This is a genomic window from Brevundimonas sp. (assembly GCF_051860745.1).
GTDB lineage: Bacteria > Pseudomonadota > Alphaproteobacteria > Caulobacterales > Caulobacteraceae > Brevundimonas.
This window is the reverse complement of the sequence record NZ_JBHYDN010000009.1, coordinates 85,003-102,481: the sequence shown is the minus strand read 5'-3', so window position 1 is coordinate 102,481 and position 17,479 is coordinate 85,003. Positions and strand designations below refer to the sequence as shown.

At 68.8% G+C, this 17,479-nt stretch carries 19 protein-coding genes; 15 read left to right on the top strand and 4 right to left on the bottom strand.

What is annotated here, in order from left to right:
• Positions 1-216 precede the first annotated feature (216 nt).
• Both ACTIEW_RS11250 and ACTIEW_RS11245 read left to right on the top strand, forming a co-directional pair.
• Positions 217-429, top strand: a complete 213-nt coding sequence (locus tag ACTIEW_RS11250; RefSeq protein WP_439477993.1) for a hypothetical protein — start codon at positions 217-219, stop codon at positions 427-429.
• Between the two features lie 69 nt (positions 430-498).
• Positions 499-693 carry a hypothetical protein gene (locus ACTIEW_RS11245; RefSeq protein WP_439477992.1) on the top strand — a complete coding sequence of 65 codons (195 nt, stop codon included), beginning with the start codon at positions 499-501 and terminating at the stop codon, positions 691-693.
• A gap of 389 nt (positions 694-1,082) precedes the next feature.
• On the opposite strand, the gene ACTIEW_RS11240 is transcribed toward ACTIEW_RS11245, so the two are convergent.
• Together ACTIEW_RS11240 and ACTIEW_RS11235 are read right to left on the bottom strand one after the other, a co-directional pair.
• Positions 1,083-2,129 (bottom strand): PepSY-associated TM helix domain-containing protein, encoded by a 1,047-nt coding sequence (locus tag ACTIEW_RS11240; RefSeq protein ID WP_439477991.1) that lies wholly within the window; start codon positions 2,127-2,129, stop codon positions 1,083-1,085.
• Between the two features lie 4 nt (positions 2,130-2,133).
• Positions 2,134-4,266, bottom strand: coding sequence for a TonB-dependent receptor (locus ACTIEW_RS11235; protein WP_439477990.1), 2,133 nt, complete (start codon positions 4,264-4,266; stop codon positions 2,134-2,136).
• A gap of 201 nt (positions 4,267-4,467) precedes the next feature.
• Here ACTIEW_RS11235 and ACTIEW_RS11230 point away from each other — a divergent pair, with 201 nt between their 5' ends.
• The 7 genes from ACTIEW_RS11230 (at position 4,468) to ACTIEW_RS11200 (ending at position 9,799) form a co-directional block, all read left to right on the top strand.
• Positions 4,468-5,508 carry a hypothetical protein gene (locus ACTIEW_RS11230; RefSeq protein WP_439477989.1) on the top strand — a complete coding sequence of 347 codons (1,041 nt, stop codon included), beginning with the start codon at positions 4,468-4,470 and terminating at the stop codon, positions 5,506-5,508.
• Positions 5,509-5,532: 24 nt separating this feature from the next.
• Positions 5,533-6,123, top strand: coding sequence for a TetR/AcrR family transcriptional regulator (locus tag ACTIEW_RS11225; protein ID WP_439477988.1), 591 nt, complete (start codon positions 5,533-5,535; stop codon positions 6,121-6,123).
• 63 nt (positions 6,124-6,186) lie between these two features.
• The gene (locus tag ACTIEW_RS11220; RefSeq protein ID WP_439477987.1) at positions 6,187-6,765 is read left to right on the top strand and encodes a carboxymuconolactone decarboxylase family protein; all 579 of its coding nucleotides are present in this window, start codon (positions 6,187-6,189) and stop codon (positions 6,763-6,765) included.
• Between the two features lie 94 nt (positions 6,766-6,859).
• A complete protein-coding gene (locus ACTIEW_RS11215; protein ID WP_439477986.1) occupies positions 6,860-7,528 on the top strand; it encodes a haloacid dehalogenase type II in 669 nt (222 codons plus the stop codon).
• Positions 7,529-7,662: 134 nt separating this feature from the next.
• Positions 7,663-8,133 carry a hypothetical protein gene (locus ACTIEW_RS11210; RefSeq protein ID WP_439477985.1) on the top strand — a complete coding sequence of 157 codons (471 nt, stop codon included), beginning with the start codon at positions 7,663-7,665 and terminating at the stop codon, positions 8,131-8,133.
• A gap of 33 nt (positions 8,134-8,166) precedes the next feature.
• Entirely contained in the window at positions 8,167-9,042 is an 876-nt protein-coding gene (gene mtnP / locus ACTIEW_RS11205) for an S-methyl-5'-thioadenosine phosphorylase (protein ID WP_439477984.1), read from the top strand.
• Positions 9,043-9,166: 124 nt separating this feature from the next.
• Entirely contained in the window at positions 9,167-9,799 is a 633-nt protein-coding gene (locus tag ACTIEW_RS11200) for a response regulator (RefSeq protein ID WP_439477983.1), read from the top strand.
• A 91-nt stretch (positions 9,800-9,890) separates the two neighbouring features.
• Here the strand turns inward: ACTIEW_RS11200 and ACTIEW_RS11195 are convergent, their stop codons facing one another.
• Together ACTIEW_RS11195 and ACTIEW_RS11190 are read right to left on the bottom strand one after the other, a co-directional pair.
• Positions 9,891-10,484: a TIGR04282 family arsenosugar biosynthesis glycosyltransferase gene (locus ACTIEW_RS11195; RefSeq protein WP_439477982.1), complete on the bottom strand. Its 594-nt coding sequence runs from the start codon at positions 10,482-10,484 to the stop codon at positions 9,891-9,893.
• On the bottom strand, positions 10,474-11,244 hold the full coding sequence (locus ACTIEW_RS11190; RefSeq protein ID WP_439477981.1) for a TIGR04283 family arsenosugar biosynthesis glycosyltransferase: 771 nt from the start codon (positions 11,242-11,244) through the stop codon (positions 10,474-10,476). Before ACTIEW_RS11190 ends, ACTIEW_RS11195 begins: the two co-directional genes overlap by 11 nt.
• A gap of 250 nt (positions 11,245-11,494) precedes the next feature.
• On the opposite strand from ACTIEW_RS11190, the gene ACTIEW_RS11185 reads away from it, so the two are divergent.
• The 6 genes from ACTIEW_RS11185 to ACTIEW_RS11160 all read left to right on the top strand — a co-directional run bounded on the left by ACTIEW_RS11185 (position 11,495) and on the right by ACTIEW_RS11160 (position 17,478).
• Positions 11,495-12,727, top strand: a complete 1,233-nt coding sequence (locus tag ACTIEW_RS11185) for an ABC transporter substrate-binding protein (RefSeq protein ID WP_439477980.1) — start codon at positions 11,495-11,497, stop codon at positions 12,725-12,727.
• Complete coding sequence (locus tag ACTIEW_RS11180) at positions 12,724-14,409, top strand: ABC transporter permease (RefSeq protein ID WP_439477979.1); 1,686 nt, start codon at positions 12,724-12,726, stop codon at positions 14,407-14,409. Before ACTIEW_RS11185 ends, ACTIEW_RS11180 begins: the two co-directional genes overlap by 4 nt.
• Positions 14,406-15,065, top strand: coding sequence for an ATP-binding cassette domain-containing protein (locus ACTIEW_RS11175; protein WP_439477978.1), 660 nt, complete (start codon positions 14,406-14,408; stop codon positions 15,063-15,065). Before ACTIEW_RS11180 ends, ACTIEW_RS11175 begins: the two co-directional genes overlap by 4 nt.
• A gap of 83 nt (positions 15,066-15,148) precedes the next feature.
• Positions 15,149-15,580: a hypothetical protein gene (locus ACTIEW_RS11170; RefSeq protein WP_439477977.1), complete on the top strand. Its 432-nt coding sequence runs from the start codon at positions 15,149-15,151 to the stop codon at positions 15,578-15,580.
• A gap of 76 nt (positions 15,581-15,656) precedes the next feature.
• Positions 15,657-16,787, top strand: a complete 1,131-nt coding sequence (locus ACTIEW_RS11165; protein WP_439477976.1) for an NAD(P)/FAD-dependent oxidoreductase — start codon at positions 15,657-15,659, stop codon at positions 16,785-16,787.
• Entirely contained in the window at positions 16,774-17,478 is a 705-nt protein-coding gene (locus ACTIEW_RS11160; RefSeq protein ID WP_439477975.1) for a flavodoxin family protein, read from the top strand. The genes ACTIEW_RS11165 and ACTIEW_RS11160 overlap by 14 nt, the downstream gene beginning before the upstream one ends.
• Position 17,479: the final 1 nt, after the last annotated feature.

Genomic DNA, 17,479 nt, shown 5'->3' with positions numbered 1-17,479 from the left:
TGAGATTGGGTCTCAGTAGCAGCATGCATGCTCAAGCCGCTAGAGGATCAAGGGGCGCGAGGAAATATTGGAGGTCGGTCGGCCCCGCCTCCCGCCCGGGCCGGCCGGGCGGGCCAAAACGAACCGCCAAGTCTCAGGCTGGCCGGGGTGACAGCCTGCGATATACTCCCGGTCATCAGCGACGCCAGCAACGGGGCGTGCATCCGGGAGACAATGGTGACGGGCGAAATCGTCGAGCTGTTTGTGTTGAGGAGCGGAGATCGGTGGACCGTCATGTCCGAGGGAGTCGCGCGCGGAAATTTCGACTACCAGGTGGATGCCGAGGAGGCCGCCATCCGGCTTGCCCAAGGTGTGCGGGCCAAAGGACGTGCCAGTGATGTCATGTCCCCGGACCGTGGAAGCCAGATGCGCAAGGTCTGGCCGATCTAGGTCAGTCACGGCCAAGGGTTGCCCTGGCATCTGAAGGGGGAGCGTTCTCCCCCCGCCGACGATCATGCGATGGACGCCTATCACGGTGACGACCTGCAGTGCGTCACGGTGGGTTTCGATCAGTGGGACCAGTTTTGCCGCGAGGTCGGGCTGACACCGGCGCCCGACTATCCCGGCTCCTCCGATGTCGAGGTCAGCTATCGCGGCATGAGCATTCGGCCGGGAATGTCCCCGGATGAGATCGTCCTCGTCACCGACGAATAGCGCTCCGCGCCTCGCCAACGATAGATCCTGGTCGGTTAAAGGGTCCGCGCGCCTCTAGGGGGCGGGGGCGCTTGGGGATTCGGGCGGCGAACGGTTTGGACTTTCGGCTCCTGGATGAGCGCGACGAGATCGTACAGTCCGGCCCGTCGACGATGCCGTTTCGCTGCCCCCTCACTCGTCCTGCGTTCGGCGTCTGACGGAAAGCCCCGCCGTGACGTCTCACGGCGGGGCCCAGCAGAAACGGCTCGCAGTTGCTCGCGGACCGCACGAGGAACGCCGTGGGAGGCCCGCCGTTCCTTGACGTTTTAGATGTGCGCGGTCGTTCAGGGGCGGTCAGTGCGGGGGGGCCTGCGAGCGGCGAGGCGGCAGCGGCATGGGCCGCGTGCTGGTCAGCGGGTCGATGCTGACCGCCGCGACCGGCTCCGCGGCTTGGCGAGGAAGGCCCAGGCTCCGACTACGCCCAGCGCGGCCATGGCCAGGCCGCTGAGCGCCGTCACCCAGTCGTAGAGCCAGCCGCCGACCGAACTGGCGTGCAGCGGATAGAAGGCGTGGTAGGCGCGAATGCCGGTCGGCAGGGCGTGGGCGTCCGAGGTTGCGACCACCTGGCTGGTGGCCGGGTCTATGGTCGCCGTGGTGCGGCCGTTGGGATGCCACTCGCCCGGCTGCCTCAGCCGGATCGTGGCCGGCTTGCCCGGCGCGGCGGGACGGCTGGCCATACGCAGGGTCGCTTCGGGGAAACGGGCCTGCGCCGCCGTCAGGGCGCGGACCCAGTCGACATCGCCTGTCCCGACGACCGGCGTCAGCGGTTTGGGCGCGCCGCCCAAGAGGGCCTGGGTCGTGCCGTGAAAGACGATGGCCGCGCCGGTCAGGCTAAAGACGATCAGTGGAAGCGCGAAGATCAGGCCGAGGTTGCGGTGACTGCCGATCAGCTCGCGCCGGGCTCCGGAGCGAGGCCAGACCCGCCAGCCCGAGGCGCGCCAGGTGGGGATCCAGACGATCAGGCCGGTCAGGATCATCAGCACCAGGGCGAGGCCGGCGCCGCCGGCGACCAGCTTGCCGGTGTGGCCGGCCAGCAGTTCGTGGTGCAGGTCGAAGACCCAGGTCTCGGCCCGCGCCGCGCCCCGCCAGCGGTCGACCACGGCGCCGTCGGCGTCGGCGTAGCCGAAGCCCTCGTCGGCCAGATAGAGCCGGTGGGCCCCGACCGCCCCGCCCGGCAGGACCACCGAGGTCAGTCCGGGTTCGGCCGTCTCCAGCCGGTTCAGCGCCGCGCCCAGGCGGGAGGGATCGAGATCGACCTCCGCGCGGGCGGCGGGGACGGTGGCGCGGATCCAGTCGTCCTCGAACACCAGCAACGATCCGGTCAGGCCGAACACCACGGCCAGGACCGCGAGCGCGGTCCCGGCCCAGGCGTGCAGCGTGCGGAGCGCGCCCATCATGCGGTCAGAAGCTGCGCGTCAGCGTCAGGGTCGCTGTCCGCCCGCGCCCGGCGAAATAGCGCAGATTGTCGGTCGGTCCTTGGGTGTCCGAGAAGTAGGAGATGTACTGCTCGTCCAGCAGGTTCTGCACCCCCAGCCACACCGTGCCGGAACCGGCCTCGTAGCGGGCCACCACGTCCAGCACCGCATAGCCGTCGAAGCCGTTGGCGGTGGGTTCCCCGGCGAAATCGCGCTCGATAAAGGTCTGGGCCTGGAGGCGCAGGGCGAGGGGACCGGTCTCGTATTCGCCCCACAGCAGCAGGCGGTCGGGCGAGATGTTGGCCCCGTTCAGGTCGCGGTCCAGTTCGCCGTCGCCGTTGCTGTCGCTCCGGCCGTCCAGGGCGGCGTAGCTGCCGCCCACGGTGAAGGCGTCGGTGGCGCGCCACTGGCCCTTCAGCTCCAGGCCGTCGATCCGCGTGGCCTGACGCTGCACCTCGAAGATGCCCGAGGGCAGGCGGTTCAGCAGCGAGCCGCGCTCGGCCTCGGAGCGGAACACGGCGGCGGACAGTTCGAACCGGGCGCCCCTGTACTCGATCCCGACCTCGGTGTTGTCCGACACCACCGGCTCGACGTTCAGGAAGGTATCGACGTCCTGGTTGGGACGGTTGATGCCGCGCAGCACCCGGCCGACGTCGGGCATGGTGAAGCCCTGGGCGAACGAGGCGTAGGCCAGCAGGCCGGGCGCGACCTCGAAGGCGGCGCCGACATTGAACAGGGTCTCCTCGAAGCCGGGCTCGCCCCCCGTCACGGTCTGGGGTCCGTAGGCGTAGAGGGTCTGGAAGCCATCGACCTTCAGCCGGGCGGATTCATGCCGCACCCCGGCGGACAGGCTCAGGCGGTCGGCCAGCAGCGACTGGTTCAACTGCAGGAAGGGCGACAGGCTCTCGTAGGCGGTCTCCGGCACCCAGTTCCGTCCGGTCAGGATCAGTTCCTGATAGGTCTGGTCGCGCAGGCCGTCGAGGCCGAACAAAGCCTTCAGCCCCGTCACTCCGGGAACCTCGTCCTGCCAGTCGATCTTGAAGCCCAGCTTTTCGGAGTTGTTCGCCGACTGGTCGAACAGCGTCCCGACCGGGGCGATGCGGGGGTCCTGGAAGTCGGCGAAATTGCCGCCGCCGAAGACGCCCTGATAGTCGTGGGCGAAGACCTGGGCTCGGAACACGCCGCCGAACAGGTCGCGGTCGGTATAGCTGATCGCGGCTGAGGTCACCGCGTTCGACGGCTGATAGCCCAGCGCCGCGCCGCGCACGGCCGTCGTCGGCACGCCGAGCGCCCGGTTGCCCGCCACGGTGACATAGTCGCCGTCGCCCTCGAGATCGAAACGGTTGATCCAGCCTTCCAGCCGGCGCGCGCCGCCCAGGTCCCAGCCGGCCCGCGCGAACAGCGACAGGGCCTGCGAGTCCTGGATCTCCCCCTGGGCGCCGTCGAAGCCGATGCGGCGGCCGTCGGCGTCGTAATAGGCCCCGCGGGTCTCGAAGGCCGCGCCCAGGCTCAGGTCGAAAGCGCCGAAGTCGCGCCCGGCGATCGCGGCGATCTTGGCCCCGACGCCGTCGCCCTGCAGTTCGTCGTCGATGGTGACCTGGGCCATCATCCGCCCGGTCAGTCCTTCGCCCTCGGAGGGCTTGCGGGCGGTGACGTAGTTGACCACCCCGCCGGTGGCGCCGACGCCCTGGATGGCGTTGGAGCCGAAGATCACCTCGACCCGGTCGATGAAGAAGGGATCGATGGTGTAGCCGTCGCGGCTGTCGTCGCGCAGCGGCGTGGACTGCGGCACCCCGTCCACCAGATACAGCGGCGAGCGCCCGCGCAGGGTCTCGCCGAAGCCCGACAGCTTCTGCCGCGTCGGCGAGAACGACGGCACCAGGGCCGCCACCGTGTCGATGGCCGAGGCGGCCAGGGCCGTCTGCTGGACGATGGCCTCGGCGTTGATGATCTCCACCGTGGCGGCGATGGCGGAGCGCGGGGTCTCGATCCGCGAAGCGGTGACGACGACCTCGTCGAGGGTCGTGGCGTCCCGGGTCGCGGCTTCCTGCGCCTTGGCGGGAACAGCGGCCAGCAGCAGCGGCAGGAGCGCGACGGTGGTGAGGAGGCGAGGGGACATGGAGCACTTCAAAAGCGGGCGAATGTGAACGGCGGTCTGACCACAGGCCTTCTTGCGAGTCAATCTCATTATCATCTCAGATCGATCGTGGAGGGGGCGGCCTGCGGGTCGCTTCGCGCGGCCAGCGAGGCGCTCGCCGGTCGGGATCGACGGATGCCAAAACCGTAGGAATCGGCGCCTCCGCGGCGCGGCGTCACGCCGGTGCGGCGGGCTCGGCTCGCCAGCTTTCGAACCGGCGCCGAATCCAAGGGCGACGATGACCCGGCCGTTCCGGCCCCGAACCGCGACGCAATCGAGCCGGCGGCGGCCGACCACGCGGATCAGGCGCTCGCGGTCGGCCCGGCCGATGGAACTGTGCAGTTCGGCGGCATCGAAATCCGAAAGCCGCACTTCGATCCAGGCGGCGGGGTCGGTGGTGTTTCCCAGGCACAGGCTGTCGCCGTCGCCGACATAGCGCACGAGCCCCGCGAAGGGCTCACCGGCGCGTCCGGGCAGCCGTCCCTCGCACGGATCGGCCCTGCGGCGGCCGGGGCCAGCAAGAGCGCGGCGCTGATCAGAAGCCATTTCATCGGCCCAGGGTGGCTCGGCGCCTGGACGGGGACAAGCCCGGCGTGGAGGGAAAGGAAGGCCGGACGGCGGGCGCTCCGTGGTGGAGCGGAGAAGGAGACCGCCATGAGGCCGACCCCGACCCCGACCCTGATCCGGGCGCCGGCCCCCGAACCGCGCGGGCGCCGCCCCGCGTCGCCGACCCTCGTCCATGCGGCGCTGGACGATCAGACTTTGCTGGCCCTGATATTGGAGCGATTGGACCCGGAGACGGATCCTGCGCGGCTCGCCGCCGCCTTGCTCGAACGGTTCGGGAGCCTCGGCGGCGTCGCCGGCGCGGCTCCCGGCGAACTGGCCCAAGCGTCCAGCACCGGGCCCGCCCTCCGGGCCGAGCTGACGCTTCTGCGCGAGTTTGCGGTCCGTCTTGCGCGCGCCGAAGCCTGCCGCCGCCCGGTCATCACGTCCTGGACCGCGCTCGTGGCCTATGTTCGGGCGGCGCTCGCTCACGAGCCGCGCGAGCAGTTTCGGACTCTCTTCCTGGATCGGCGGAATATCCTGCTTCGGGCGCTCGATCCCTTAGGTGGGGCTATCGGCGAGTTCAGCCTTCTTTGTCATGCGCCTGGTGAGGTGCGCCGCGGTCGGCTTAAGGCATCGATACTCCCCGATCTTGAACGAGCGTTCCAAGAAGCTATATGACAACCACACAAAGACCGCTCAATCATGCCCTGGCAAAAATCTTTCGATCAGTCCGAGGTACTGGACCGTGCGATGCAGGCCTTCTGGGCGCATGGCTTTGAAGCCACCTCCATGCAGGACCTGGTGGATTGCACCGGCGTCCACAGGGGGAGCCTCTACGCCACCTTCGGCGACAAGCGGACCCTCTTCATCAGCGCGCTTCGGACCTATGACGCTCAGTTCCGCGGCGGCCTGCTGGTGGAGCTTGAAAGAGAGGCGGCCCCGCTTGAGGCGATCGAGCGCTTGTTGAGGGTGTTCGTCGATCGGCTCGGACAGCCCGGACTGGTCCCGGGATGTTTCTTGACCAACACCGCGCTCGAATTGGCGATGCATGACATCGAGATCGGGCGCATCGTGGCTCACGCCCAGGAACAGGTTCAGGCCTTTTTCGCCCGGATGATCGCCCGCGGCCAGGCCCGTGGCGAGATTTCCCAAAGCGTGAATTCCGCGCGGGCCGCCGCCGCACTTCTCGCCTCGCTCATCGGGTTGGCCGTCCTCGCCCGAAGCCGCCCGGATCCGGATCTGCTGAACGGCGTGATCGATCAGGCGATGGCGTCCGTACGAATCGAGTCCTGACTTCATTTACCCGGGTTTTGAACGATCGTTCCGATCAATCGGCCCCATCACCGAGGAGACGACATGACCGACACCTACAAGATGAAGACCCCGCTGGTAACGCTCGAGACCGCCGGCGACCAGGCCCGCGCGGCCCTGGAGGCAGCCAGGGCCCAGGTAGGCTTCGTCCCCAACATGTACGGAGCGATGGCCAATTCGCCCGGTCTGCTAGAGACCTATCTGTTCGGCTATGACCGGCTGCGCAAGGGGTCCGCGCTGACGCCGCCGGAACAGGAGGTGGTCTTCCTCACCATCAGCCGGGCCAACGGGTGTGACTACTGCATGGCCGCCCACAGCATGATCGGCGAGAAGATGTCCAAGGTGCCGGCCGATGTGCTCAAGGCAGTCAGGGTGGACGCGCCGATCGACGATGCAAGGCTGGCGGCGCTGAGCGTCTTCACCGAGGCGATGTTCGTCAGCCGCGGTCGTCCGTCCGACGCGGTGGTGGAGGCGTTCAAGACGGCGGGCTATGATGAGCGACACATGCTCGACGTCGTGCTGGCCCTGGCGGTCAAGACCCTGAGCAACTACGCCAACCACCTGTTCCACACGCCGGTGGACCCGGCCTTCGACGCCTGGCGCTGGACCGCTCCCGCCGCCTAGCCCCATGCTACGCACCCGGGGGCCCGGCCCGTCCGTGGCCCCCGAACAGCTCCGCCGGCGATCGCCGGTCATGTAATCCCACTCCGGATCGTCCATGCCCAGACCGCGCGCCGTCGCGCTCGACATCATCGAAACCACCTTTTCCCTGTCGTCCCTGGACGTTCGGTTTCTGGCCGTGGGAATGTCGCCCCGGGATCGGGATCTCTGGTTCGCCGAGACGCTGCGCGATACTTTCGCGCTGGCCGCGACCGGGGCCTATGCGCCGTTCAGCCAGGTCGCCGGTCAGGCGCTCAGGGCCCTTGGCGCGCGCCGGGGTCGGGCGTTGACGCCGAACGATATCGAGCATGTGCTCATGGGTTTCGCGATCCTGGAGCCGCATCCGGACGCGGCGACGGCGCTGCATCGGCTTGCCGATGAAGGGGTGCGCATCGTGGCGCTCACCAACGGCGCCGCGGCGGTCACCCGGACCCTTCTGCGGACAAGCGGCCTTGAACCTCTGATCGCGCGCGTCCTCTCGACCGACGAGGTCGGAGCGTTCAAACCCTGCGCCGAGGTTTACCGTCGAGCCGCCGACGCGCTCGACGTCCAGCCAGCCGCCATGGTTCTGATCGCGACCCATGGCTGGGACGTCCACGGCGCCAGGTCCGCAGGTCTGGCCTCCGGGTTCGTTCGGCGAGGCCAGCCCTATTCCAGCGCGTTTCTGGCTCCGGACGTGGAGGGCGAGAGTCTCGAGGCCGTCGTGGACGCGGTTCTGGGACTGTAGCGACCCCGTCGCGTCGCGCGCGCCCGGGCCTGTCCGTCCGGAACGCGAGGCGCGCGAGGCGTCTGTAACGACTTTGTCCGGGGCGCGAATAGCGTTCGTTCGGCGACAGGCCGAACGGTCTCTGGGAGGATGACATGAGCACGCACACACACGCCGAGGCGCCGCGCGGAGCCAATCTGAAAGCCGGGGCGCTGGCCGGTCTGATCGCCGGCGCCGCCTTTATGATGATGGAAATGGGCCTGGTGGCCATGACCGGTCAGAGCCCCTGGGGGCCGCCCCGGATGATCGCGGCCATCGTCATGGGTCCGGGGGTGTTGCCGCCGCCGGCGACCTTCGACCTGATGATCGTCATGGCCGCCATGGGCGTGCATTTCATGCTGTCGATCGTGATCGGCGGCGTCTTCGCCCTCGTTGCGCGACGGTTTGGTCTGCTGACGGCCCTGATGGCGGGCGCCGGGGTGGGCCTGGGCCTGTATGTGGTCAATTTCTACGGTTTCTCGGCGATCTTTCCGTGGTTCGCCATGGCGCGCAACGCGATCTCGATCATATCGCATATCGCCTTCGGCATGGTCCTGGGGCTGTCCTATCGCGTCCTGGCCAAGTAGGCCGATCGCGGACGGATGACCGGGAGAGGCGGCATGACGGATTGGGTGCTTGGCGTGATCGGCGGGTCAGGCCTTTATGAGATCGAAGGCCTGAACCACCGGAGAACGATCAGGGCGACATCGCCCTGGGGCCCACCGTCGGACGACCTTGTTACGGGAGAGTTGCACGGGGTTCGCCTCGTCTTTCTTCCCCGTCACGGGGTCGGACACCGGATTCCACCCGGCGCGGTCAACGCCCGCGCCAATATCGACGCCCTCAAGCGCGCCGGTTGCACCGACCTTCTTTCGGTCTCGGCCGTGGGGTCCCTGCGGGAAGACCTGGCGCCCGGCGCCTTTGTCGTGGCGGACCAGTTCATCGATCGCACCGTTTCACGACCGGCGACTTTCTTTGACGACGGCTTGGTCGCCCATGTCTCGATGGCGGACCCCGTGTGCTCGCGCCTGTCGTCGCTCGCGGCGACGGCGGCGAGGGCGGCCGGCGCCCCGACCGTGGAAGGCGGCGTCTATGTCGCGATCGAAGGACCGCAGTTCTCCACCCGCGCCGAAAGCGAACTCTATCGGTCCTGGGGGGCGTCGGTGATCGGCATGACCGCCATGCCCGAGGCGCGGCTCGCGCGCGAGGCCGAACTGCCGTACGCCAGCGTCTGTATGGTCACCGACTACGATTGCTGGCGGGCCCAGACGGCCCATGTCGAGGTCGCCGGCGTGCTGGCGATCCTCAAGAGCAACGCCGAGACCGCCCGAAGCCTGATCGGTCGGCTCGCGGCGGCATTGCCCAGGGACAGGCCCGCTTCGCCGATCGACACCGGTCTGGACCAGGCGGTCGTTACGGACCCGACGCTCTGGCCACCGGAGCAGGTTCGAAAACTCGCGGCGATCTGCCCCAGAAGGTTTGCCTCTCCGGCCTGATGACTTCAACACAGCCTTGGAGCGATCGCCGCACCGCCGTGAAGGGGACCAAAGCGGTGTCCTGGACCCCGGACGCGTCCCGCGCCGCCAGGACCACGGGGCCGATACGAGCAGGAGTAGAGTGGTGATCGACCTGACCGAGGAGGCGGACCCTGCGCCCTTCAAACCCTATGACACCAAAGATATCGCGCGCCTGTGCCATGCCTTCGATCCGCTGCTGATGGATCCCGATCTGCCGCTCGACGACGCCCGCCGTTCGGAGTTGGCTGCTTTCGCCCGGATTTTCGATCTGTCGTCCGATCGGCCGGCTGATCAGGTCTGGCGCGAGGTTCGCACCGTCCTGTGCGAGGATCTCTCGGCCGGGCCGGCGGCGCGTTCGCGTTCAACGGCCGGTCGCGGCCTGACGATCCTGCTGGTGGAGGACGATCACGATGTGGCCCGGGACCTGATGGACATCCTGGCGCAGGCCGGGCATCGCCTGATCGGACCCTTTCATGGCGCGGAGGCCGCCGAGGTGTCGGCGGCGCTGCACCAGCTCGACGTCGCCGTGGTCGACATCAACCTGTCCGGCCCCGCGTCCGGCGTCGATCTCGCCCGGGTCCTTGACGCGCGCTGGGGCGTACCCGTCATCTTCATGACCGGTGACGAAGCCGCCGCGCGGGTCCATGCCGAGCTCGCCCGGGCTGTGGTGATCAAGCCGTTCCAGGCGGCGGACCTGCTCGCCGCGCTCGACAGACTGGCGCGGTCCTCGCTCTAGCGGCGTGTCACCTCGTGCGCCCCGTCCATGGCCTGGCCGGCCCGGCTCGCCGCTATCCGCCCCTTGCGTTCTTGCACCGCGCCGACGCGGTTCAGCGGGACGCGAGATACCGTCGTAGGGACGGACCGTCATCGACATCCTCGCGCATCCGCAGAAGCGCCGTCGGCCGCCCGTTCATCGCTTGCAGGGTGTCGGCGAGGGTGTGCCCGGTCGACCATCGCACATCGGTGAACGGGAGATGCGCGCGGGTCCGGCGACGCAACCCGATCAGCCAGTAGCCGCCGTCCTGGGCCGGACCGAACACCGCGTCGTTCGAACCCAGGGCGGCGAAGGCCGCCGAAATATCCTCCCGGGTGACATCGGGGGTGTCCGCGCCCAGGATGACGACCGGGCCGGGGGGGAGGGCGCGCACGACCCGGGAGAGCTTCTCGCCGAGGTCTCCGGGACCTTGCGCGACGGCGCGCCAGGGACGGGTCCATTCCGTCGGTCGATCGGGCGAGGTGGCGATCCACAGGGTCCAGCGCGGATCGCGCCCGAGCGTCCGGAGCAACCGGGCGAGAGAAGACCGGGCGAAGCGCAACGCCTCCAGATCGCCTACGTCGCGCGCCAGTCGTCGCTTACCGACACCGAGAGCCGGCCGCCGGGCGAAGATCACCAGGTATTTGCCGGTGCGGTCAGCGGTCATAAAGGCGCGCGATCCTGTCCGCCGGCGTCCCGACCAGGAAGAGCGCCAGGCATCGAAGATTTAGCAGGCTCTGGCGAAGCCATCCCCGACGGCGCCAGCGCTCCGCCGACGTGACCGCGGACCCCGCCAGCAGGCAAAGGCGGCGTCGTCCCAGTCTGCGGACCAGATCGACGTCTTCCATCAAGGGCAGCGGGAAAAAACCACCGGCCGCGGCATAGAGGGAGCGATGGATCAGCAGGCCCTGATCGCCATAGGGCAGGGCGAGGGCCGCGACCCTCAGTTTCACCCCGAATTCCAGAAGCCGGGCCTGCCAAGCGGGGTCATCGAGGCGGAGGCGGAACACCGCCGCCCGGGCGGCCGCATCAGGGCGCGCCACATAGGCGGTCAGCGCCGACCAGGCCTGGGCGTCCAGACAGGTGTCAGCGTGAAGGAACAGGAGCCAGGGCGCCGTCGAGCGTCGGGCGCCGAGGGCGAGTTGGCGGCCGCGGCCGGGGGCGCTCTCGATCACGGTCGCCCCCGCACGGGCGGCGACGCCCACCGACCCGTCGGTGGAGCCGCCATCGGTCACGATCACCTCGGCGGCGTATCGCAGCCCCGCCAGCGTCGCCGGGAGCGTGCGCGCAGCGTTGAGGGTGGGGATGACAATGGCGATCCGATCCAGACCGTCGCCGGGACGCCGGGGATCATCCGCCGTCCCCCCCGCCAGAGCGTCAGGTCGCGCTGAGCCGGCGAAGGCGACGGGTCGTTCGATCAGGGTCATCCAGCCTCTGGTGTCATGGTCGCCCGCCTGCGTCGCCGGCCTCGACCGGGTAGGGGTTCGCGTCTATTCGCATCAGGTGCCTGAAGGTTTCATCAAGCAAGGCAGGCGGCGCGCCGGCGGATTGGCTTTCGCAGCGCAGATCGCGTCAGCGGCGCGCGGGAACTGTAACATCGATCGCGCGAGACCGAATATCGCCGACCGAACGACGCGATCCGGGGCCGGGGCTTCGATCGGGAAAGGAATGAGATCGTTGACGACTGGACTGACCCGGCGACAAGCCGCCCTTCTTCTGGCGGCCTCATCCCTCGCGGGCTGCGGGCGGCCGTCGCCGAACGATGCGCCGTCCGTCAGCGATTGGCCGGGTATCCTCGATCAGGCCCGCGGCCAGACCATGCACTGGTACGCTTGGGGCGGCGACGCCCGCATCAACGCCTATATCGCCTGGGTGGCGGAGCAGGTGGCGGAACGACACGACATCCGCCTGGTGCACGTCAAGGCCGCCGACACGGCCGGTCTGCTGAACCAGCTGGTCGCCGACAAGACCTCGGGGCGATCGCGGGACGGACGCACCGACCTGGTCTGGATCAATGGCGAGAATTTCGCCGCCGCGCGCAGGGCGGGCCTGCTGTTCGGGCCGTTCGCGGACGCCCTGCCGAACTGGACGCTTGTCGATACGGTCGGCAAGCCCGCCACGGTGCGCGACTTCATGCTCGACACCGAGGGATTCGAGGCCCCCTGGGGTCTGGCGCAACTGACCTTCTTCCATGACGCCGCACGCCTTCCCGCCCCGCCGCGAACCCTGACGGAGCTGTTGGCCTGGACACGGGCGAATCCGGGACGGTTCACCTACCCGGCTCCGCCCGATTTCGTCGGCTCGACGTTCCTCAAACAGGCCCTGCACGACCTGATGGCGGATGCCGCGCTCCTGGCGCGTCCGCTGGAACAAGCATCCTTCGACGCCGTGACCGCGCCGCTCTGGCGCTATCTCGACGCCCTGCATCCCTGGGCGTGGCGTCGCGGAAGGAGTTACCCGCAGGACGCGCCGACTTTCATGCGGCTGATGGAGGACCAGGAGATCGACCTCGCCTTCGGTTTCAATCCGGCCGAGGCGGCCAGCGCCGTCATCGCCGGGCGATTGCCGGCCAGCGCGCGGGCCTACACCCTTCGCGGCGGCACGATCCAGAACAGCCATTTTGTCGCCATCCCCTTCAATGCGCCCTCGCGGGCGGCGGCCCTGGTGACCGCGGATTTCCTCCTCTCGCCCGGGGCCCAGGCCCGCAAGGCCGACCCGTCCGTGTGGGGGGACGCCACGGTTCTGGCCGTCGATCGGTTGGAGCCGCACGCGCGCGCCGCCTTTACAGGAAACCGACGTCATCATCCGTCGCTTCCCTCGGCTGAGGACCTGGCGCGCAACCTGGCGGAGCCCCACGGATCCTGGCAAAGGCCGCTCGAAGACGGCTGGAGACGACGGTACGGGGCATGAGGCGAAGCGCCTTCGACCTGGCCTGGCCGACGACCCTGACGGTTCTACTGGCGCCGATCGCGCTCGGGCTCATCGGCGCCCTGGCGCCGTCGTTGGGCTTTCACCCGGTGTTCGGGCTTCATCGCCTCTCGCTGGATCCCTGGCGACGGCTGTTCGAGGATCCCGCGACGCTGGGCGCGATCCGCCTCTCGCTGACGACGGGGCTGGGCGCGACGGCGGCGGCGGCGGCCATCGCCTTCGGGCTCTCCGCCGGCCTTCATCACCATCCGGCGGCTCGCCGCCTGCGCCTTGTCCTGGCCCCGGCCCTGGCCCTGCCGCATGCGAGTTTCGCGATCGGCCTGGCCTTTCTGGCCGCCCCCAGCGGCTGGTTGGCGCGGCTCCTGTCGCCCGGACTGACCGGTTGGATCCAGCCGCCCGACCTGCTGATCATCAACGATCCCTACGGCCTGGCCCTGGCGATCGCCCTGACCCTGAAGGAAACGCTGTTCCTGCTCCTGATGATCGTCGCGGCCATCGGCCAGACCGGGGCCGGGTCGGCCCTGCGAACGGCGCGGTCCCTGGGGTACGGTCCCGTTCGAGCCTGGCTTCTGGTGGTTCTGCCGCGCGTCTATCCCCAGGTCCGCCTGCCGATCTACGCCGTGCTGGCGACCGCCCTGTCGGTCGTGGACATGGCCCTGATTCTCGGGCCTTCCACGCCGCCGCCGCTGGCGCCGCTGATCCTGTCGTGGGCGACCTCGTTCGAGATCGACGATCAGCTCAAGGCGGCGGCGGGCGCGGTGCTGCAGCTAGCCCTTGTGCTGGCCGCTATCGGGCTGTGGCGTCTGGGTGAAAGGATTGTCTCGATCCTGAGCCGGGACTGGCGGGTCTGTGGTCGACGCGCCGGCCTCGCTGAGGGGGTGGCGGCGACTGTCGGCGGTGTCGGCGGCGTCCTCGCCCTTGCGGTGTCGATGTTCGGCGCGCTGGGACTTCTGATCTGGTCGTTCAGCGCCCGCTGGGTCTGGCCGGACGCCTTGCCGCAGGCCTGGAGCCTTGAACCCTGGCGGACGGTGCTGGAGCCCCTGACGGCTCTCGTTGGACGGACACTGGTGATCGCCGTCGTCGCGACCCTGGCTGCGGTGGGGCTGGCGATAGCCTGTCTTGAGGCCGAGGATGGTCGCCAGCGGCGTGCCGGCGCGGCCGGATTCATCTATTTGCCGCTGCTCCTGCCGCAGATCGGCTTCCTGTTCGGGGTTCAGGTCCTGTGGAGCGCGATGCGCATCGACGGCGGCCTTTTCGCCGTGACCTGGACCCACCTGCTGTTCGTCCTGCCCTATGTCTATCTGGCGCTCGCCGATCCGTTCCGGGCGCTCGATCCCAGATTGACGCGAACGGCGCGAACCCTCGGCCATTCCCGGCTTGCAACGCTGATCCGCGTCAAGACGCCGCTTCTGGTCGGGCCTTTGCTGATCGCCGCCGCGATCGGCTTCGCGGTCAGCGTCGGCCAGTATCTGCCGACGATTCTGGCGGGCGCCGGGCGGGTCGAGACCGTGACCACCGAGGCGGTGGCGCTGGCGTCGGGCGGCGACCGGCGCCAGACCGGCGTCATGGCCTTCACCCAGGCGCTCCTTCCGTTCGTCGCCCTGGCCCTCGCCCTGGGCGGTGCGGCCCTGGCCGGGCGTAACCGAAAGGGGCTGCGCACATGACAGAATCGACCGGGACCGGCCTGGTGGTGACCGCCACCCTGTCCCTGGGACAGCGCACCCTGATCAAGGTCGGGCCTCTCAGCATTGGCCCTGGCGAGATCGTGACGATCACGGGGCCCAGCGGCGTCGGAAAATCGAGCCTGATCGCCTACATCGCCGGGACGCTCGACGCGGCGTTCACGGCTGTGGGGGCGGTGACGCTCAACGGTCGACGGCTGGAAGGGCTGCCGATCGAGCGGCGGCGGATCGGCGTGCTCTATCAGGATGATCTTCTGTTCGCCCACATGTCGGTGGCCGAGAACCTGGCGTTCGCGATCCCGGCCGGAGGATCACGCGCCACGCGCAGGCGCCGGGTCGAGGCGGCCCTCGAGGAGGCCGATCTGGCCGGTTATGGACCGCGGGATCCTGCGACCCTGTCCGGCGGCCAGGGCGCCCGGATCGCCCTGATGCGGGCGCTGCTCGCCGAGCCCGAAGCCCTGCTGCTGGACGAACCCTTTTCCCGGCTGGACCCGACACTGCGCGGCCGCATCCGCGCCTTCACCTTCGAGACCCTGCGTCGTCGCGGGCTGCCGGCCCTGCTGGTGACCCACGACGCCGAGGATGCGACCAAACGCGTGGTTCACCTGGACCTCCCCTGCGAGCTTCCCACCGACTGAACCGCCGGGTTTCAGATGTAACCTTCCGGCGAAGAAACCGAATAGGTGGCCTGCGCGAGGTCGCGCCGTCACAGGAAGAACGCATGGTCGCTCCGGTTCGACACCTCGCTCTGGCCCTCCTCTTGCTCAGGCTCGGCGTCGGCCTGGTCATGGCGATGTGGACGATCGACAAGATCGTCAATCCCGATCACGCGAGCGCGGTCTTCTCCAACTTCTACGGGTTTGACGCCCAGGGCCCGGCCATCCTTATGGCGGTCGGCCTCGCTCAGGGGGTGGTTGTCATCGCCTTTCTGGTCGGCGCGATGCGCACCCTGTCCTACGGCGCGATCCTGGCCATGCACGCCATCTCCACACTGGCCTCGTGGCGGCAGTATCTGGACGCCTTCGAAAACCTGCTGTTCTTCGCCGCCTGGCCCATGTTGGCGGCCTGCGTCGCCCTGTTCCTGCTTCGCCGTCACGACACGCTGCTGACACTCGATGCCTGGCTCGGTCGATCGCCCCCCGGCGGATCGTGAGGCGAGGCGCCGCCTGGCTCCGGCGACCGCAGCTCGACGGCCCGGTGCGGCGATGACGCGCGCCCCGGAACGCCGCGTGGCGGTCCTCGTCGGCGCGGGACACGCTCACCTGCATGTGGTGCGTCAGTCGGCTCAACTGCGGGACGCCGGTGTCGATCCGGTGCTGATCGCACCCCGGTGGTTCCACTACTCCGGCCTGGCCACCGGCGTCCTCTCTGGCGCGCTGCAGCCAGAGGCGGCGAAGATCGATGTCGAGGTCCTCGCGCGGGAGTGTGGCGTCGCCTACAGGCCCGGCCGGGTGGTCGGAATCGATCGATCGGACCGTCGTCTGGTTCTGGACACCGGCGAACGTCTGACGTTCGACGCCGTCTCCTTCAACATCGGCAGCGAAGTCGCGGGCTCCGGGAATGCGCAGCCGGCCGTAATGCTCTGGCCCGTGAAACCGCTGACGGAATTGTTCGAGCTGCGTCGGGCGCTGGAAGCGGCGGCGCGAACGACCGACGCGGCGCCGACCGTGGTCGTCGCGGGCGGCGGTCAGTCGGGCTTCGAGGTCGCGGCGGCGGTGACGGGCCTGATGGAGCGACTTCGCCTGCGTCCCCGCGTGTTTCTGGTGGTCGCGGGTGCGCCGGCCTGGGGGCCGTCCAGAGCGCGCGACAGATTGCTCCAGGTTCTGACCGGGCGCGGCGTGACGATCGTCGGCGGCGCCGTGATCGACCATGACCCGGGGCATTGCTGTCTGGCCGACGGCCAACGTCTGCCGTGCGATCATCTGGTCTGGGCCGCCGGCCTGCGTCCGCCCGCCTTGATCGGAGCCCTTGGACTGCCTGTCGCGGACGATGGTCGATTGCGCCTTCATCCCACGCTCGCGTCGATTGCGGACGACGCCATTTTCGGCGCGGGCGACTGTGCGGTCGTGGATGTAGCGCCCCGACCGGGCGCGGGCGTTTTCGGCGTGCGGGCCGCGCCGATCCTGCTGCACAATCTCGCGGCGCTCGGCGACGGCCGTCCTTTGCGCGTCTTCCGGCCCCAGCGAAGCTGGTTATCGATCATGGATCTCGGCGACGGGCGCGGACTGGCCATGCGCGGGCGCTTCTGGTGGCTGGGGCGATCCGCGCTCCAGCTGAAGCGTTACCTCGATCTCGGTTTCATCCGGCGCATGCGCGCGCGCCTGCCTCAGCCAAAGGACGCCGCCCATGACCGCCTATGACGATCTCACCGCCCTGTTCATCAACACCAGCCTGAAGCGATCGAGCGAGACATCGCACACACAGACCCTGATGGACGTCGCCATCGCCATCATGAAGAAGCAGGGGGTGAAGACCTCGACCCTCTGGGCGGCGGACCTCGACATTCCGCCCGGCGTCCAGCCCGACATGACCGAACACGGCTGGAGCACCGACGGCTGGCCTGCGGTTCAGAAACAGGTGATGGCCGCCGACATCCTGGTCATCGGCACGCCGATCTGGCTGGGCGACAAGTCCTCGATCTGCACCCGGGTGATCGAGCGGCTGTACGGCTATTCGGGCAAGCTGAACGACAAGGGCCAGTGGGCTTACTATGGCCGGGTGGGCGGATGCATCGTCACCGGCAATGAGGATGGCGTCAAACACTGCGCCATGAACATCCTCTATTCCCTGCAGCATCTGGGCTATGTGATCCCGCCGCAGGCGGACGCCGGCTGGATCGGCGAGGCGGGTCCGGGACCTTCATACGGCGACGACGGCAAGGTCGGTCTCGACAACGACTTCACCCAGCGCAACACGACCTTCATGGCCTGGAACCTGATGCACATGGCGCGCATGCTGAAGGACGCCGGCGGCATACCGGCCCATGGCAACCAGAAGCGCGACTGGGACAACGGCGAGCGCTTCGACCATCCGAACCCGGAGTATCGCTGAT

Coding starts and splice junctions, on each gene's coding strand:
- mtnP (WP_439477984.1), top strand. CDS start 8,167: ATGACGGATTGGGTGCTTGGCGTGATCGGCGGGTCAGGCCTTTATGAG.
- ACTIEW_RS11210 (WP_439477985.1), top strand. CDS start 7,663: ATGAGCACGCACACACACGCCGAGGCGCCGCGCGGAGCCAATCTGAAA.
- ACTIEW_RS11235 (WP_439477990.1), bottom strand. CDS start 4,266: ATGTCCCCTCGCCTCCTCACCACCGTCGCGCTCCTGCCGCTGCTGCTG.
- ACTIEW_RS11170 (WP_439477977.1), top strand. CDS start 15,149: ATGGTCGCTCCGGTTCGACACCTCGCTCTGGCCCTCCTCTTGCTCAGG.
- ACTIEW_RS11160 (WP_439477975.1), top strand. CDS start 16,774: ATGACCGCCTATGACGATCTCACCGCCCTGTTCATCAACACCAGCCTG.
- ACTIEW_RS11215 (WP_439477986.1), top strand. CDS start 6,860: ATGCCCAGACCGCGCGCCGTCGCGCTCGACATCATCGAAACCACCTTT.
- ACTIEW_RS11190 (WP_439477981.1), bottom strand. CDS start 11,244: ATGACCCTGATCGAACGACCCGTCGCCTTCGCCGGCTCAGCGCGACCT.
- ACTIEW_RS11245 (WP_439477992.1), top strand. CDS start 499: ATGGACGCCTATCACGGTGACGACCTGCAGTGCGTCACGGTGGGTTTC.
- ACTIEW_RS11180 (WP_439477979.1), top strand. CDS start 12,724: ATGAGGCGAAGCGCCTTCGACCTGGCCTGGCCGACGACCCTGACGGTT.
- ACTIEW_RS11225 (WP_439477988.1), top strand. CDS start 5,533: ATGCCCTGGCAAAAATCTTTCGATCAGTCCGAGGTACTGGACCGTGCG.
- ACTIEW_RS11195 (WP_439477982.1), bottom strand. CDS start 10,484: ATGACCGCTGACCGCACCGGCAAATACCTGGTGATCTTCGCCCGGCGG.
- ACTIEW_RS11240 (WP_439477991.1), bottom strand. CDS start 2,129: ATGATGGGCGCGCTCCGCACGCTGCACGCCTGGGCCGGGACCGCGCTC.
- ACTIEW_RS11220 (WP_439477987.1), top strand. CDS start 6,187: ATGACCGACACCTACAAGATGAAGACCCCGCTGGTAACGCTCGAGACC.
- ACTIEW_RS11175 (WP_439477978.1), top strand. CDS start 14,406: ATGACAGAATCGACCGGGACCGGCCTGGTGGTGACCGCCACCCTGTCC.